Here is a 13,216-nt window from a genome sequence, read left to right as displayed (position 1 = left end):
GCTGGACGGTCCGCTCTTGACAACGTTGTCAGCTGGGAGGTGCGCCCCATGGGGTCGCAAAGCAGACGGCTGGTCGCTGCCGCGGCCGCCGGGCTCGTGGTCGCCGCGACGAGCCAAGCCACCGCACACGCCGCCGCGCCGGTCGATCCGGTGAGCCTGGTGAACCCGTTCGTCGGCACGCAGAACTTCGGGAACACGTTCCCCGGGGCGAGTGCGCCGTTCGGCATGGTCCAGGTCAGCCCGGACACCGGTGGCCAGGGCGGGTACGACTACCTGCAGAACACGATCTACGGCTTCAGCCAGACGCACCTGTCCGGCGTCGGCTGCGGTGTGATGGGCGAACTGCCGGTCATGCCGACCACCGGCGCCGTGGACAACGTTGACAAGAACGCCTACCGGTCCGAGTACAGCCACGACGACGAGCACGCCGAGCCCGGCTACTACCGCGTCGGCCTGAAGAAGTACGGCATCGGCGCCGAGCTGACGGCGACCGCGCGCACCGGCTGGCAGCGCTACACGTTCCCCTCGACCGGGCAGGCGAACGTCCTGTTCAACACCGGCCAGGCCAACCAGTCGGTCAAGGACTCCGAGATCCACGTCGTCGGCGACCGGACCCTCGAAGGGCGGGTCAAGGCCGGCGGGTTCTGCGCCGGGCACGACGAACACACCGTCTACTTCACCGCCACCTTCGACCGGCCGTTCAGCTCGTTCGGCACCTGGCGCGGCTCGACGCGCACCCCGGGCGGCCGCGACGCCGCGGGCACGGGCGGCAACGGCGCCTGGGCGAGCTTCGACGCGACCACCGACCACGACGTCGTGCTCAAGGTCGGCCTCTCCTACACCGGCCTCGACGGCGCCCGGAAGAACCTCGCGGCCGAGACGTCGGACTACGACTTCGACGCCACCCGGGCCGCGCTGCACCAGCAGTGGGTCGACCGGCTCGGCGCGATCAAGATCGGCGGCGGCACGACCGAGCGGCAGACGGCGTTCTACACCGCGCTCTACCACGCGCAGCTGCACCCCAACCTGGCCGGCGACACCGACGGCGCGTACACCGGCTTCGATGGCAAGGTCCACACCGCGAGCGGCTACACGCCGTACCAGAACTTCTCGCTGTGGGACACCTACCGGCCGCAGAACCAGCTGCTGGAGATGCTGGAACCGCAGGTAGCACGGGACGTCGCCCTGTCGGTCGTCGCCATCGGCCGGGACGGCGGGTGGCTGCCGCGCTGGGCGCTGGCCGAGAGCGAAACGAACATCATGACCGGCGACCCGGTAACGCCGTTCCTCGTCGAGGCGTGGTCGAAGGGCCTGCTCGCTGGACACGAAGAAGAGGCGTACGCGCTGCTCAAGAAGAACGCGACGAGCACGCCGCCCGCCGATTCACCGTACAACGGCCGCTCGGGCGTCAACTACTACAACGAGCGCGGGTACATCCCGAGCGGGCTGGAACTCGGCAAGGACTGCGCGGCCAAGGGCGGCGACAACGACTGCGAGCACCCGGCGTCGGCGACCATGGAGTACGCCGCCGCGGACGCCTCGCTGGCGCTGATGGCCCGCGGCCTGGGCCACGGCGCCGACGCGCGGATGTTCGCCGACCGCGGCCAGTGGTACCGCAACCTGTGGGACTCCTCGATCCAGCAGTTCCGCCCGCGGACCACCGAAGGCACCTTCCTCACGCCGTACAACCCGATCGACGCCGACCATCAGTTCCACGAAGGCGGCGCCTACCAGTACCAGTGGCTGGTGCCGCAGGACCCGGCCGGGCTCGTCTCGCTGATGGGCGGCCGGCCGTCGACCGAGAAGCGCCTGGACTCCTTCTTCGCCTACGGCAATCTGCTGAAGGACCCGGCCGGGACCGCGCGGAAGGACTGGATCGCCAGCCCGTACGACTACTACGGCAAGGCGACGTACAACCCGAACAACGAGCCGGACCTGCTCGCGCCGTACATGTACAACTGGGTCGGCGCGCCGGCCAAGACGGCGACCGTGGTCCGCGCGGCGATGACGCTGTTCACCACCGGCCCCGACGGCATGACCGGCAACGACGACCTCGGCACGATGTCGGCCTGGTACGTCTTCTCGTCGCTGGGGCTGTACCCGACGATGAGCGGGGCGAACTTCCTGGCGCTGTCGAGCCCGCAGTTCGAGTCGGCGACCGTCCGCATCGGACAGTACGGCCGGTCGCAGGGCGGGACGCTCACGGTGTCGGCGCCGGGTGCGAGCGACACGAACCGGTACATCCAGAGCGTGTCGCTCAACGGCCGGGACGTCCGGCAGACGTCGCTCGACTGGTCCTCGGTGGCCCACGGCGGGACGCTCTCGCACAAGCTCGGGTCGCGCCCGTCTTCGTGGGGGACGTCGGTGGCCGCGGCTCCGCCGTCGGTGAACAACGCGGTGGGCGACCTGCGGCGGCACGTCGACGCGTCCCTGCGGCAGACGTCGGTGGTGCTCCCTTCGGGGACGGCGCAGCAGGTCCACCTCGACCTCGACGTCCTGGCGCAGAACCCGGGCCTGCAACCGGTGACGGTCTCGGTGACCGCCGGTTCGTGGAAGTCGCGGGTCCAGCCGCTGCTCTTGGTGTGGTCCGGACGGCTGCCGGTGCAGCAGTCGGTGCCGATCACGGTGGACGTGCCGGCCGGAGCGGCCGTGGGGACGTACCCGGTGCAGGTCACGGTGTCGGGCCTGGGCGCGAACAAGGTGACGCGCTCGGCGACGATCGAGGTCCGGACGCCGTCGGCGTGCGTGACGTCCGGCTCGCAGTGCGCGGTCGACCTGGGCCACGACCGCAACCACGACGGCACGGCGACCGTGGCGGCGTCTTCGGAAGGCAACTTCGACGGCAGCGGCTGGAGCTACGACGCGGCGTTGCTCCCGCCGGCGGGCCCGGTGACCTGGGACGGCGTCACGTACGCGGCCCCGGACGCGTCGGGGACGGCGGCGAACTTCGTGGAGGCCCGCGGGCAGTCGCTGCTGCTCCCGGCGGGCCGGCACACGGCGCTTCGCATCGTGGGGGCGTCACACAACGGCCCGGTGTCGACGACGCTGACCGCGCACTACACGGACGGGACGAGCGCGGACCTGGCGCTGACGTTCGGTGACTGGGCGGGCTCCGGGAGCCCGGTGGTGCTGGAGATGCCGCACCGGATCAAGGCCGGGAGCGGGGTCGACGGGCCGCCGGTGCGGCTGTTCGGGATCTCGGGCGAGTTGGACGGCGGGAAGACCGTGCAGTCGGTGAGCCTGCCGAACGACCCGCGGGTGGAGATCTACGCGCTCACCCTGGCGTGACGGTTCGGTTCGCCGGGGTTGCTTCCCGGCGAACCGTTCCGCCAGGTCAGGGCGAGGGCCGGACCCCCGGCTGCGGCGGCCGGTCGTGCTTGCGGAACTCGAGCCATCTACGGCTCGAGTCATCCCAGATGACCTGGTGTTGGCGGAAGAACTCATCGAGTCGCTCGCGGCTCAACTCGGTCGTCGGTGTCGTCACGATGTAGTAATCCACCTCGTCACGCAGCTGGTTCAGCCGGTACCGCGTTTCTTCCATCAGTACCCACCGCGATCGCCAGTTGAAGAAAGTCTCCAGTCCGCCGAGCACTGTGACCAGAGCGACCATCGGCAGAGCGATCGACGCGCGGGCAGGAATATTCTGAATCCCGAGCACCACGGTGGAGGCCGCGGTGAGCACAAGAGCCGCTACCCGGACGATGGACGCACGGCGGCGAAACCGCTTCTTGCGGGTGTTGCACCAGTCCATCGCGTTCACGACGAGGCCACGGAACCCGAGCAGCGACTCCCGTAGCGGCCGGTCCGCCTCACGACCCGCGATCTCGAGCAAGCCTCGATCGAAATCGATTCGGTTGTCGGTCCCCGACCGGTTGACACGCATCGGGCCAGGGTCGTGGAATCTCCGCACTCCGGCAAGGCCGTCAGGCGACGATCCGCGGCTCCGAAGCCAGCCGCGACAGTACGTGCGTCAGCCGGCGGGCCGCCACGTCCCACTCCTCCAGCGCGCTGCCCCTCCCCAGGGCCGCCGTGCGCAACGAGCGCCGTAGCTCCGGGTCGGCATACCACCTGTGCAGGGCGTCCGCCAGGGCGAACGGGTCGTCCGGGGTGACCAGCAGGCCCGGCATCTCGCCGTCCGCGTCGACGCCCAGTGCGTCGTACACCCCGCCCACCTCCGTGGCCAGGACCGGGATGCCGCGGGCCAGCGCCTGCGCGACGAACATGCCGGACGTCGCCGCGCGGGCCGGGACCACCAGCAGGTCCGCCGCGTTGTAGGCCGCGCCCAGGTCGACCGCGTCGCCCGCCAGCGTGATGCGGTTGCCGAGGCCCAGGCGCTCGATCGACCAGCCGAGCTCGTCGACGTACGCGCGATCCGCCGCCAGCGAGCCCGCGAACACGCACGACAGCGCCAGGTGGTCGACCTCGCCCAGGGCCTGGACCAGCACGTCGTGGCCGTTGCGGCGGGTCACGTCGCCGACGCAGAGCAGCCGGGACACGCCGTCCGCGCCCGCCGCGAGCGGGGCCGCGTCCGTGCCCGGCTTGGCCACGTAGACGCGGCCCGGGTCCAGGTCGTGGCGGTCGATCAGCAGCCGGGCCAGCCACGGGCTGGTCGCCACGATTATCCCCGCCATCCGCAGCGTCTCGCGCTCACAGGCGTCCAGCTCCGCGGCGTGCGCCGGGGCGAGCCCCGGCTCGTCGGCCAGGGCCTGGTGGACCAGCACGGCCAGGCGCAGCCGCCGCGCGTGCGGCACGACGATCTCGGGGACGCCGGACGCGATCATGCCGTCGAGCAGCACGACCGTCCGGTCCGGCAGCGCGGCCAGCGACCGCGCCAGCCGGCGTCTCGACGCCGGGTCCGGCTCCGGCCAGTCACCGGCGATCGGCAGCTCCAGCACCGGCTGGCCGACGGCGGGCAGGGTCCGGCACATCCGCTTGTCGTAGGTGTCGCTGCCCGGCGGTGCCGCCGGGAGGATGAACACCATCGGGTCGGCGGGCCTCATCGCGCGCGCCGGAGCAAGGCGGTGGGAACGGGCACAGCTACCTCCAGCGTGGGTCGACGGCGGTGACGGCTCATACGTCACACGCACCCCGAGCCGCGGAGGTTCAGCTCTGCGAGTCAATCTTCCAGACGCCGCCCTCTTGGACGAGGGTGAAGGTGTTCGTCTCGGTCTTGGTGCCGCCGTTCTTCGACACGTAGGAGATCCGGGCGGTCACCCGGTTGCCGTCCTGCGAGACGATCGAGGCGCTGACCCGGCTGTACGCGCCCCAGAAGTTCTCGTAGGTCGCCGGGGTCTGGTGCTTGGTCGCCTTGAAGTGGTCGGTCAGCAGGTTCCACGTCTGCGAAAGGTTGCTCGGGAGCATCGAGTAGTAGGCGGTCAGTGCCTCGCCCGCGGTCTTCGACGAGGCCACCGTCGAGACGGTCGGCGAAGTCGACGGCGCCGAGGTCGACGGCGTCGGCGAAGGGGAAGACGGCGTACTCGACGTCGAGGTCGAGGACGGCGCGGACGCCGAGGTGGACGACGGCTGCGGCGGCGGCGGGGCGGCGACGTTGCCCTCCGGCGGCTTCTGCCGCACGACCAGCAGGATCGCCACGACGACCGCGATGCACAGCAGCGTCGCGCCCGCGCCCACGGCGATCAGGCCCTTGCGCGCGCCCGGCGACACCGCGGTGACCTCGCCCTTGGGCACGGCGGTCGCGGCGGCCGCGGCCGGCGCGGCCGCCACCGCCGGGACCTCGGTCTCGGGGATGGTCGCCGCGAGCACCGAGTCACCCGGCTCCGCGTCCTGCAGCAGCGCCAGCAGCTCCTGCTCGACCTCGTCCATCGACGGGCGCTCGGCCGGCTCGGTGGCGAGCATCCGCAGCAGCAGCGGCGTCAGCCGGCCCGCCTTCTCCGGCGGCTCGATCTCGCCGCTGGAGGCCTTGTAGAGCAACGCGATCGGGTTGTCGGCCGTCCCGTACGGCGACTGCCCCTCGACCGCGGCGTACAGGGTGGCGCCGAGCGAGAAGACGTCGGCGGCGAAATCCGCGTCCTCGCCGCGGGCCACTTCGGGCGCGAGGTAGGCGGGCGTGCCGGCGATCTCGCCGGTGGCCGTCAGCTTGACGTCACCGATCGCGCGCGAGATGCCGAAGTCGGTGATCTTCGCCGTGCCGTCCTCGGAGACCAGGATGTTGGCCGGCTTCACGTCGCGGTGCACGACCCCGGCGCGGTGCGCGCCGGCCAGCGCCGAGCTGATCTGCGCGCCGATGCGGATGGCGTCGTCCACCGTGGCCGGCTCCTCGCCGAGCACGAGGGCGAGGCTCTTCGACGGCAGGTACTCCATCACCAGCCACGGCCGGTCCTCCTCCTCGAGGACGGCGAACACGGTGATCGCGTGGGAATGCTGCAGCCGCGCGGCGATCCGCGCCTCGCGCATCGCGCGGTTCTTCGCCTCTTCGGTGCGTTGCTCGTCGTGGTCGTGCGGCAGCAGGAGTTCCTTGATCGCCACGGTGCGGTCGAGCTTTTCGTCCTGGGCCCGCCACACCGTGCCCATCGCGCCGCCGCCGATCGGCTCGAGCAGCCGGTACCGATCGCGGATCCGGCGACTTTCCACGAGCATCCACCATTCTCCGAAGTGGCCGACGAGATCCGGTCAGCATGCCAGCCGCGGCGGCCGACCGGTACAACCTAACCGAAAACCTTGCGCGGACAGCGCAAACCCACGCTGTGGCGCCGCTTACGTGTACCCCGGAATCCTAACGAACAACCCCGTACGCGCGATCAAGTGCGTCCACGATCTCCTTGCGCAGCCCGGCGCCGACGGCGATCGTCGCCGCGGAACCCACCGTGTGCTCGCTGCCGTCGCGGTCGACGACGGCGCCGCCGGCCTCCCGCACGAGCAGCACGCCGGCCATGGTGTCCCAGGGGTTGTTGGACAAGATCAGTGCGGCGTCGAGCTTTCCGTCCGCCACCCAGGCGAGGTCGATGGCCGCCGTGCCGAGCATCCGGATCTTCTGCGCCCGCGCGCCGAGGTCCGCCAGCAGGGTCAGCCGGGCGCGGTTCTTCTCCTCGGCGAGCTCGCCGATCGCGAAGTCGCCGACGGCGATCATCGCGTCGGGCAGCTCCGTCGCGGTGGACGCGCTGACGCGCTCTCCGTTCGCGAAGGCACCTTCGCCGCGGGCCGCGGTGTACGTGACGCCGAGGTACGGCAGCGTGATCGCGGCGACCGTGCTGTGTTCGCCGTCCACCAGCGCCAGGGAAATCCCGCAGAGCGGAATTCCGCGGGCGAAGTTGGCGGTCCCGTCGATGGGGTCGAGCGCCCACCAGCGGCCACCGCGCTCCCCGCTGCGGCCGCGCTCTTCGCCGAGGATCCCGATCTCCGGCGTCTCGGCGGCGAGGAACTCCCGCAGCGCGTCCTCGACCGCGGTGTCGACGTCGGTCACCAGGTCGCGATCGCCTTTCGCGGAAACCGAAAAACTCGGGCGCGACCTGACGATCTCCGTCGCCCTCGCCACGGCCTCGCGCGCGACGTCCAGTAGTGCGGCATGCTCGGTCATGCTCACCAACATAGGAGAAGGGCCGGGCCCATGACCGATCTGTTCCCGCTCGCCACCACCGTCGACGAGCAGGAGCGGCGGGCGTCGGTCGCGGTGCTGCCGATCGGCAGCTTCGAGCAGCACGGCGCCCACCTGCCGCTGGCCACCGACACGGTGATCGCGGCGACGCTGGCCCGCGCGGTGGCCGACGCGTACCCCGTCCGCCACCTGCCGCCGATCACGATCTCGTGCTCGCACGAGCACGCGGGGTGGGCCGGCACGGTGAGCATCTCGGCGCGCACGCTGCACGCCGTGGTCACCGACGTCGCCGCGTCGCTCAGTGCGTCGGGCGTCGACCGGCTCGTGCTGGTCAACGGGCACGGCGGCAACTACGTACTGTCCAATGTGGTCCAGGAGGCGGCGGGCGCGATGGCGCTGTTCCCCGGCGTCGCGGACTGGCAGGCGGCCCACACCGCGGCCGGCCTGCGGACGTCGCTGGACGACGACATGCACGCGGGCGAGCTGGAGACGTCGATCCTGCTGCACGCCCACCCGCACCTGGTCCGCCCGGAGTACGAAACGGCCGACCACGTCACCGACCGGGAGCACCTGCTGACGCTGGGCCTGCGGGCGTACACGGAGTCGGGGGTGGTCGGCCGTCCCTCGCTGGCGAGCGCGGCGAAGGGGCACGTCCTGCTGGACACGCTGGTCCAGCGCTTCGCCGGCGTCCTCGAGGTGCTAGGCGCCTGAGAACGCCTGGTTCAGGTGCGGCAGCACGTGGGCCATCCGCTCGGCCTTCGTCCGCAGGTAGCGCAGGTTCTCCGGATTCGGCGGAACCAGCAGCGGCACCTGCTCACTGATCCGGATTCCGTAGCGGGTGAGCTGCTCGACCTTCTGCGGGTTGTTCGACAGCAGCCGCACCGAGCGGACGCCGAGGTCGGTCAGGATGCCCGCCGCCGCTTGGTAGTCGCGGGCGTCCACCGGAAGGCCCTGCGCCACGTTCGCGTCGACCGTGTCCAGGCCCTCGTCCTGCTGCAGCCGCATCGCCTCGAGCTTCGCCAGCAGGCCGATCCCGCGGCCTTCGTGGCCCTGGACGTAGACGAGCACGCCCGAGCCCTCTTCGACGATCCGGTCCAGGGCCACCGCCAGCTGGTCGCCGCACTCGCAGTGCGTCGACCCGAAGACGTCGCCGGTCAGGCACTCGCTGTGCACCCGCGTCAGGGTGCCGAGCGGGGAGATCTCGCCGTAGACCAGCGCGACCTGCTCGGTGCCGGCGCGGTCGAGGTAACCGACCGCCCGGAACGTCCCGTGCCGGGTCGGCAGCCGGGTTTCGACCACCCGCTCGACCACGGCCCGGTGCGGCAGATCCCCGACGACCTCACTTGCGGTCATGACTTCAACCCCACTTCCGTTTCCGTTCCCGTGTCGGCCGCGACGCGCGGAGCGGGCACGACACCGGTGTGCGGAGCGCGGGTCACGCGGAACCCGGCGACGCTCCGGACGAGCAGGACACCGGCGCCGGGCAGGCTCGCGACCAGCGTGAGCACGCCGTAGACGACGGCGACGGTGACACCTTGGGCGGCTCCCAGGCCGGCCGCGCCGAAGAGCAGGGCGCAGACGCCTTCGCGCGGGCCGAACCCGCCGACGTTGAGCGGGAGGCCCATCGCCAGCAGAGCTAGGACCATCAGGGGCACGAGCTGCCCCACCGGCGCACCGACCCCGGCGACGCGGGCCGCGACGACGAACAGCGCCAGGTGCCCGGCCAGGGTCGCGACGGACAGGAAGCCCACGCTGGGCCACGTCTCGCGGGTCAGCAGGCCGAGCCGGACGTCGGCGAGGGTGGCGGCGAAGCCGCGGCGGGCCTTCGACGAGCTGTGGATCCAGCGCCCGCCGAGCAGGCGGCCCACGACCAGCGCCGCGACGGCGGCCAGCACGACGACCACCCCGGCCACCACGACGACCTGGCGGAACGCGCCGGGCACGACGTCCGGCGACGCGAGCACGACGGCGACCGCGGACGCGATCAGCACGACCTGGCCCGCGGTGCGTTCCAGGACGACGGCCCGCACGCCACGCGGCACGTCCCCGCTGTCGCGGCCGTGCTGGACCGCGCGGTGGACGTCGCCGAGGACCCCGGCGGGCAGCACGCCGTTGAGGAACAGCGCGCGGTAGTAGTCGCCGACGGCGGTGCGCAGGGAAAGCCGCAGGCCGAGCCGGGTGGCGACGATCTGCCAGCGGCCCGCGCTGAACAGCGTCGTCGCGAAGCCGATGGCGAGCGCGGCCAGCACCCCGGGGACGCTGATCCGGCCGAGGCCGTCGAGGAAGGCGGCGCTGCCGAGCTGCCAGACGAGGACCGCGAGGATGCCGACCGCGCCGAGGATGCGCAGCCAGGCCAGTGCGCGCTTCACGCCGCCACCTCCGCGCCCGGCGGCAGGGCCAGCAGGTCGCCGTGGTGGATCACCGCGTGCAGCTCGCCGGCCGCCGCCTGCTCGAGCCGCCGCTGCCGGTAGCCGTCGGCGGCCGGAGCCAGCCGGGGCAGCTGTTCGACGGCGGCGCCGAGCCAGCCGTCGAGCCACTGCCGCTGCAGTTCGGCCTGGTCCGGACCGAGCCGCCAAGCGCTGTCGGCGCGGACGACCGTCGCCCCGAGCCTGCGGAACTCGGCCGCGGCGACGTCGACGGCGTCCGGGCCGAGCAGCCGGCGGCCGTCGTCGGCGACCCGGCGCTGGTGGGCGTTGAACGCGGCGGAGACGGCCGGGTCGAGCGGGTCGGTGGGCGAGAGCGCCACCTCGCCGGTGACCGACAGCATCAGCAGCGCCGCGCAGCCGGCTTCGACGACCGCCGTGGCCAGGGCCGTGATCTCCTCGCGGGTCAGCAGGTCGAGCAGCGCGGACGCGGTGACCAGCGATGTCCCGGCGAGGTCGGCGGCCCGCAGCGCGGTGATGTCCCGTTGCTCGGCGACGGCGTCGACCGGGCTGCCGTCGAGCGCGGTGCCCGGGAGGCTCTCCTTCGCGTGGTCGAGCAGGTGAGTGTCGTGGTCGTGCAGGATCCAGTGCTGGGTGCCGGGCAGGCGGCCGGCCAGCCAGCGGCCGAGCGAGCCGGTGCCGCAGCCCAGGTCCCGGACGACGAAGTCCCCGGGCAGGTGCCTGCGGAGCGGGTCGAGCAGCTCGGTGGCGCGGGTCGCGGCGTCGGCGGGTTCGCGCAGGTAGAGCCAGTCCGGCGCGAACGCGGTCATGCCGCCGCCTCCTGCCGGAGGAGGATGTCGGCGATCCGGCGGGCGGTGTCGTCCCAGCCGGTCAGGGTCTCGCGGCGCAGCTTCGCCGACGCGCGCAGCCGCGCCCGCAGCGCGGGCTCGGTGAGCCAGCGGCGCAGGGCGGCGCCGAGCGCTTCGACGTCGTCGCCGGGCACGAGCATCCCGGGCACCGAGCCGTCCGGCGCGACGCCGACCGTGTCGGGCAGCGCGTCGACGTCGGTGGTCAGCACCGGCACGCCGCGGGCGAGGGCCTCGGTCACGACCATGCCGAAGGTCTCGGCGCGCGAAGGCAGCACGAGCAGGTCGGCGGTGTGGTACGTCGCCTCGAGCGCCGCGCCGGTGCGGGGGCCGGTGAGGGTGAACCGGGCGCCGAGCCGGTGCTCGCGCAGCCGCTCGACGTACTTGGTCTCGCGGCGGATCCCGCCGACGCATTCGCAAGTCCAGCGTAGGTCGGCGACGGTCTCGAGGGCCTGGGCAAGCACGCCCTGCCCCTTGCGGGGGGTCACGTTGGCCACGCAGACCAGGCGGGAGACGCCGTCGGTGCCGACGGCCAGGGGTGCCCGGTCGACGCCCGGCGTCACCGCGTGCACGCGGTGCGGGGCCAGGCCGTGGTGGCCGATCAGCCGGCGCGCGGCCCACTCGCTGGTCGCGACGACCGAGCCGGCGGCCCGCAGCGTCTCGCGTTCGAGAGCGTCGAGTTCGGCGGCGAGCGCCGGCGGCAGGCCGGTCTCGTCGGCCAGCGGCAGGTGCACCAGCACCGACACCGAGAGCCGCCGCGCCTGCGGGACCACGACCTCCGGGACACCGCAGGCGACCAGGCCGTCGAGCAGCACGGCCGAGCCGGTGGGCAGCGCGGACAGCAGGTGGCCCAGGACCGCGCGGGTCTCGGTGTCCGGCCGCGGCCAGCTGCCGGCGACGGCGATCTCGCGCACGTCGAAGCCGGCGGCGGCGAGCCGGTCGCACATCCGGCGGTCGTAGGTGTTGCCGCCGCTGGGCACGGACGAGTCGTCGACGTCTCCGGGGAGGACCACGTACAGCGTGTTCACAGTGCACGCTCGTAGCTCGCCCAGGCGACGTGCGATTCGTGCAGTGACACGGTGATCCCTTCGAGGCCGCGCGCGCCTTCGCCGAGGCGTCCGGCGTGGACGGCGTCGGCCAGCCGGTCGGCGATGACCTTCGCGAGGAACTCGGTCGAGGTGTTGATGCCCTTGAACTCCGGCTCGTCGTCGAGGTTGCGGTAGTTGAGGTCGCTCAGCACCGCCTTGAGCTCTTCCGTGGCCTTGCCGATGTCGACGACGATGTTGTCCTCGTCGAGTTCGGCCCGGCGGAAGGTCGCGTCCACCACGAAGGTCGCGCCGTGCAGGCGTTGCGCGGGTCCGAAGACCTCTCCGCGGAAGCTGTGGGCGACCATCACGTGGTCACGGACGGTGATGCTGAACACCAAGACCTCCGATGCGGTTCGGGTGGACGTGGTCACGGCTGATTCATGACTGGCTGATACATGACACGCAGGCAGGAGGCGGAAAGTTCATTTGCCGCCAACCGGGGTAACACGGACGGGAGATCTTCAAACCTGCATTCCCCGCTGACCAGCGCGTCGAACGCGGGATCGGCCAGCAGGTCCAGGGCGACCGCGAGCCGCTGGGCGTAGCTGCGGTCCGGCCGGGCGACCGTCCCGACCTGGCTGCTGCGGATCACCAGGCGTCGCGAATGGAAGTTCTCGCCGAGCGGGACGCTGACCCGGCGGTCGCCGTACCACGACATCTCCACGACCTCCCCTTCCGGCGCGAGCAGCTCCAGGGCTTTGGCCAGGCCATCTTCGGACGCACTCGCGTGCACGACGAGGTCGCAGTCGCCGAGCGCCCGGTCCGGTGTGGAGAAATCGACTCCCAAGGCGGCGGCGATGTCCCCCTTGGCCGGGTCGACGTCGACCAGCTGGACCCTGGCGGCCGGGAAGCCACTGAGGATTTTCGCGACGCTCGCGCCGACCATCCCGGCGCCGATGACGGCGATCCGGTCGCCGAGCCGCGGGCGCGCGTCCCAGACGGCGTTCACCGCGGTCTCGACCGTGCCGGCGAGGATCGCGCGCCCGGGCGGGACGGCGTCCGGCACCGGCGTCACCGCGGTCGCCGGGACGACGTAGGCGGTCTGGTGCGGGTAGAGGCAGAAGACGGTCCTGCCCTCCAGGTGCGCGGGTCCCTGTTCGACGACGCCGACGTTGAGGTAGCCGTACTTGACCGGTCCGGGGAACTCGCCCTCCTGGAAGGGGGCGCGCATGACGTCGTGCTGGCTCGCCGGGACCCCGCCGCGGAAGACGAGGGTCTCGGTGCCGCGGCTCACCCCGGAACACAGCGTGCGCACGAGCACGTCGTCCGGTCCGGGCACGGGCAGCCGCTCTTCGCGCAGCTGTCCCGTGCCGGGGCGTTGAACCCAGAAAGCCTGTTCCACGTGTT

12 protein-coding genes are annotated in these 13,216 nt (G+C 72.2%); 2 read left to right on the top strand and 10 right to left on the bottom strand.

The annotated features are described in order from the left end of the window. The first annotated feature begins 48 nt into the window (after positions 1-48). Positions 49-3,288, top strand: coding sequence for a GH92 family glycosyl hydrolase (locus ACLJOU_RS07855; RefSeq protein WP_410564475.1), 3,240 nt, complete (start codon positions 49-51; stop codon positions 3,286-3,288). 46 nt (positions 3,289-3,334) lie between these two features. Here ACLJOU_RS07855 and ACLJOU_RS07850 read toward each other — a convergent pair whose 3' ends face one another. From ACLJOU_RS07850 to ACLJOU_RS07835, 4 genes are all read right to left on the bottom strand, one after another. Further along, entirely contained in the window at positions 3,335-3,883 is a 549-nt protein-coding gene (locus tag ACLJOU_RS07850; protein WP_410564473.1) for a DUF4231 domain-containing protein, read from the bottom strand. Positions 3,884-3,923: 40 nt separating this feature from the next. Continuing rightward, on the bottom strand, positions 3,924-4,982 hold the full coding sequence (locus tag ACLJOU_RS07845; protein ID WP_410564795.1) for a glycosyltransferase family 4 protein: 1,059 nt from the start codon (positions 4,980-4,982) through the stop codon (positions 3,924-3,926). A gap of 121 nt (positions 4,983-5,103) precedes the next feature. Further along, positions 5,104-6,597, bottom strand: coding sequence for a serine/threonine-protein kinase (locus ACLJOU_RS07840; protein ID WP_410564472.1), 1,494 nt, complete (start codon positions 6,595-6,597; stop codon positions 5,104-5,106). Positions 6,598-6,733: 136 nt separating this feature from the next. After that, the gene (locus tag ACLJOU_RS07835) at positions 6,734-7,534 is read right to left on the bottom strand and encodes an inositol monophosphatase family protein (RefSeq protein ID WP_410564470.1); all 801 of its coding nucleotides are present in this window, start codon (positions 7,532-7,534) and stop codon (positions 6,734-6,736) included. A 30-nt stretch (positions 7,535-7,564) separates the two neighbouring features. Between ACLJOU_RS07835 and ACLJOU_RS07830 the strand changes: the two genes are divergently transcribed. Continuing rightward, the gene (locus ACLJOU_RS07830; protein ID WP_410564468.1) at positions 7,565-8,263 is read left to right on the top strand and encodes a creatininase family protein; all 699 of its coding nucleotides are present in this window, start codon (positions 7,565-7,567) and stop codon (positions 8,261-8,263) included. On the opposite strand, the gene ribA is transcribed toward ACLJOU_RS07830, so the two are convergent. From ribA to ACLJOU_RS07800, 6 genes are read right to left on the bottom strand one after another with little or no spacing between them, the layout of a single operon-like run. Continuing rightward, positions 8,252-8,905, bottom strand: a complete 654-nt coding sequence (ribA, locus tag ACLJOU_RS07825) for a GTP cyclohydrolase II (RefSeq protein WP_410564467.1) — start codon at positions 8,903-8,905, stop codon at positions 8,252-8,254. The two genes, ACLJOU_RS07830 and ribA, sit on opposite strands and share 12 nt — an antisense overlap. Next, positions 8,902-9,921: a lysylphosphatidylglycerol synthase transmembrane domain-containing protein gene (locus tag ACLJOU_RS07820; protein WP_410564466.1), complete on the bottom strand. Its 1,020-nt coding sequence runs from the start codon at positions 9,919-9,921 to the stop codon at positions 8,902-8,904. The genes ribA and ACLJOU_RS07820 overlap by 4 nt, the downstream gene beginning before the upstream one ends. Then, entirely contained in the window at positions 9,918-10,745 is an 828-nt protein-coding gene (locus ACLJOU_RS07815; RefSeq protein ID WP_410564464.1) for an SAM-dependent methyltransferase, read from the bottom strand. The genes ACLJOU_RS07820 and ACLJOU_RS07815 overlap by 4 nt, the downstream gene beginning before the upstream one ends. After that, positions 10,742-11,809, bottom strand: coding sequence for a glycosyltransferase family 4 protein (locus ACLJOU_RS07810; protein ID WP_410564462.1), 1,068 nt, complete (start codon positions 11,807-11,809; stop codon positions 10,742-10,744). The genes ACLJOU_RS07815 and ACLJOU_RS07810 overlap by 4 nt, the downstream gene beginning before the upstream one ends. Continuing rightward, complete coding sequence (locus ACLJOU_RS07805; protein WP_410564461.1) at positions 11,806-12,204, bottom strand: 6-pyruvoyl trahydropterin synthase family protein; 399 nt, start codon at positions 12,202-12,204, stop codon at positions 11,806-11,808. Before ACLJOU_RS07805 ends, ACLJOU_RS07810 begins: the two co-directional genes overlap by 4 nt. A gap of 32 nt (positions 12,205-12,236) precedes the next feature. Then, positions 12,237-13,211 (bottom strand): zinc-dependent alcohol dehydrogenase, encoded by a 975-nt coding sequence (locus ACLJOU_RS07800; RefSeq protein WP_410564459.1) that lies wholly within the window; start codon positions 13,209-13,211, stop codon positions 12,237-12,239. Between the last annotated feature and the right edge of the window lie 5 nt (positions 13,212-13,216).

It is taken from the genome of Amycolatopsis sp. cmx-4-61, from assembly GCF_046548775.1.
Taxonomy (GTDB): Bacteria; Actinomycetota; Actinomycetes; order Mycobacteriales; family Pseudonocardiaceae; genus Amycolatopsis.
Note: the sequence above shows the minus strand (reverse complement) of the source record. Positions and strands in the feature narration are given on the sequence as shown.

Bases quoted from the DNA above. Each gene is read 5' to 3' on its own strand.
- ACLJOU_RS07840 (WP_410564472.1), bottom strand. From the start codon at position 6,597: ATGCTCGTGGAAAGTCGCCGGATCCGCGATCGGTACCGGCTGCTCGAG.
- ACLJOU_RS07815 (WP_410564464.1), bottom strand. From the start codon at position 10,745: ATGACCGCGTTCGCGCCGGACTGGCTCTACCTGCGCGAACCCGCCGAC.
- ACLJOU_RS07830 (WP_410564468.1), top strand. From the start codon at position 7,565: ATGACCGATCTGTTCCCGCTCGCCACCACCGTCGACGAGCAGGAGCGG.
- ACLJOU_RS07850 (WP_410564473.1), bottom strand. From the start codon at position 3,883: ATGCGTGTCAACCGGTCGGGGACCGACAACCGAATCGATTTCGATCGA.
- ACLJOU_RS07835 (WP_410564470.1), bottom strand. From the start codon at position 7,534: ATGACCGAGCATGCCGCACTACTGGACGTCGCGCGCGAGGCCGTGGCG.
- ACLJOU_RS07855 (WP_410564475.1), top strand. From the start codon at position 49: ATGGGGTCGCAAAGCAGACGGCTGGTCGCTGCCGCGGCCGCCGGGCTC.
- ribA (WP_410564467.1), bottom strand. From the start codon at position 8,905: ATGACCGCAAGTGAGGTCGTCGGGGATCTGCCGCACCGGGCCGTGGTC.
- ACLJOU_RS07845 (WP_410564795.1), bottom strand. From the start codon at position 4,982: ATGGTGTTCATCCTCCCGGCGGCACCGCCGGGCAGCGACACCTACGAC.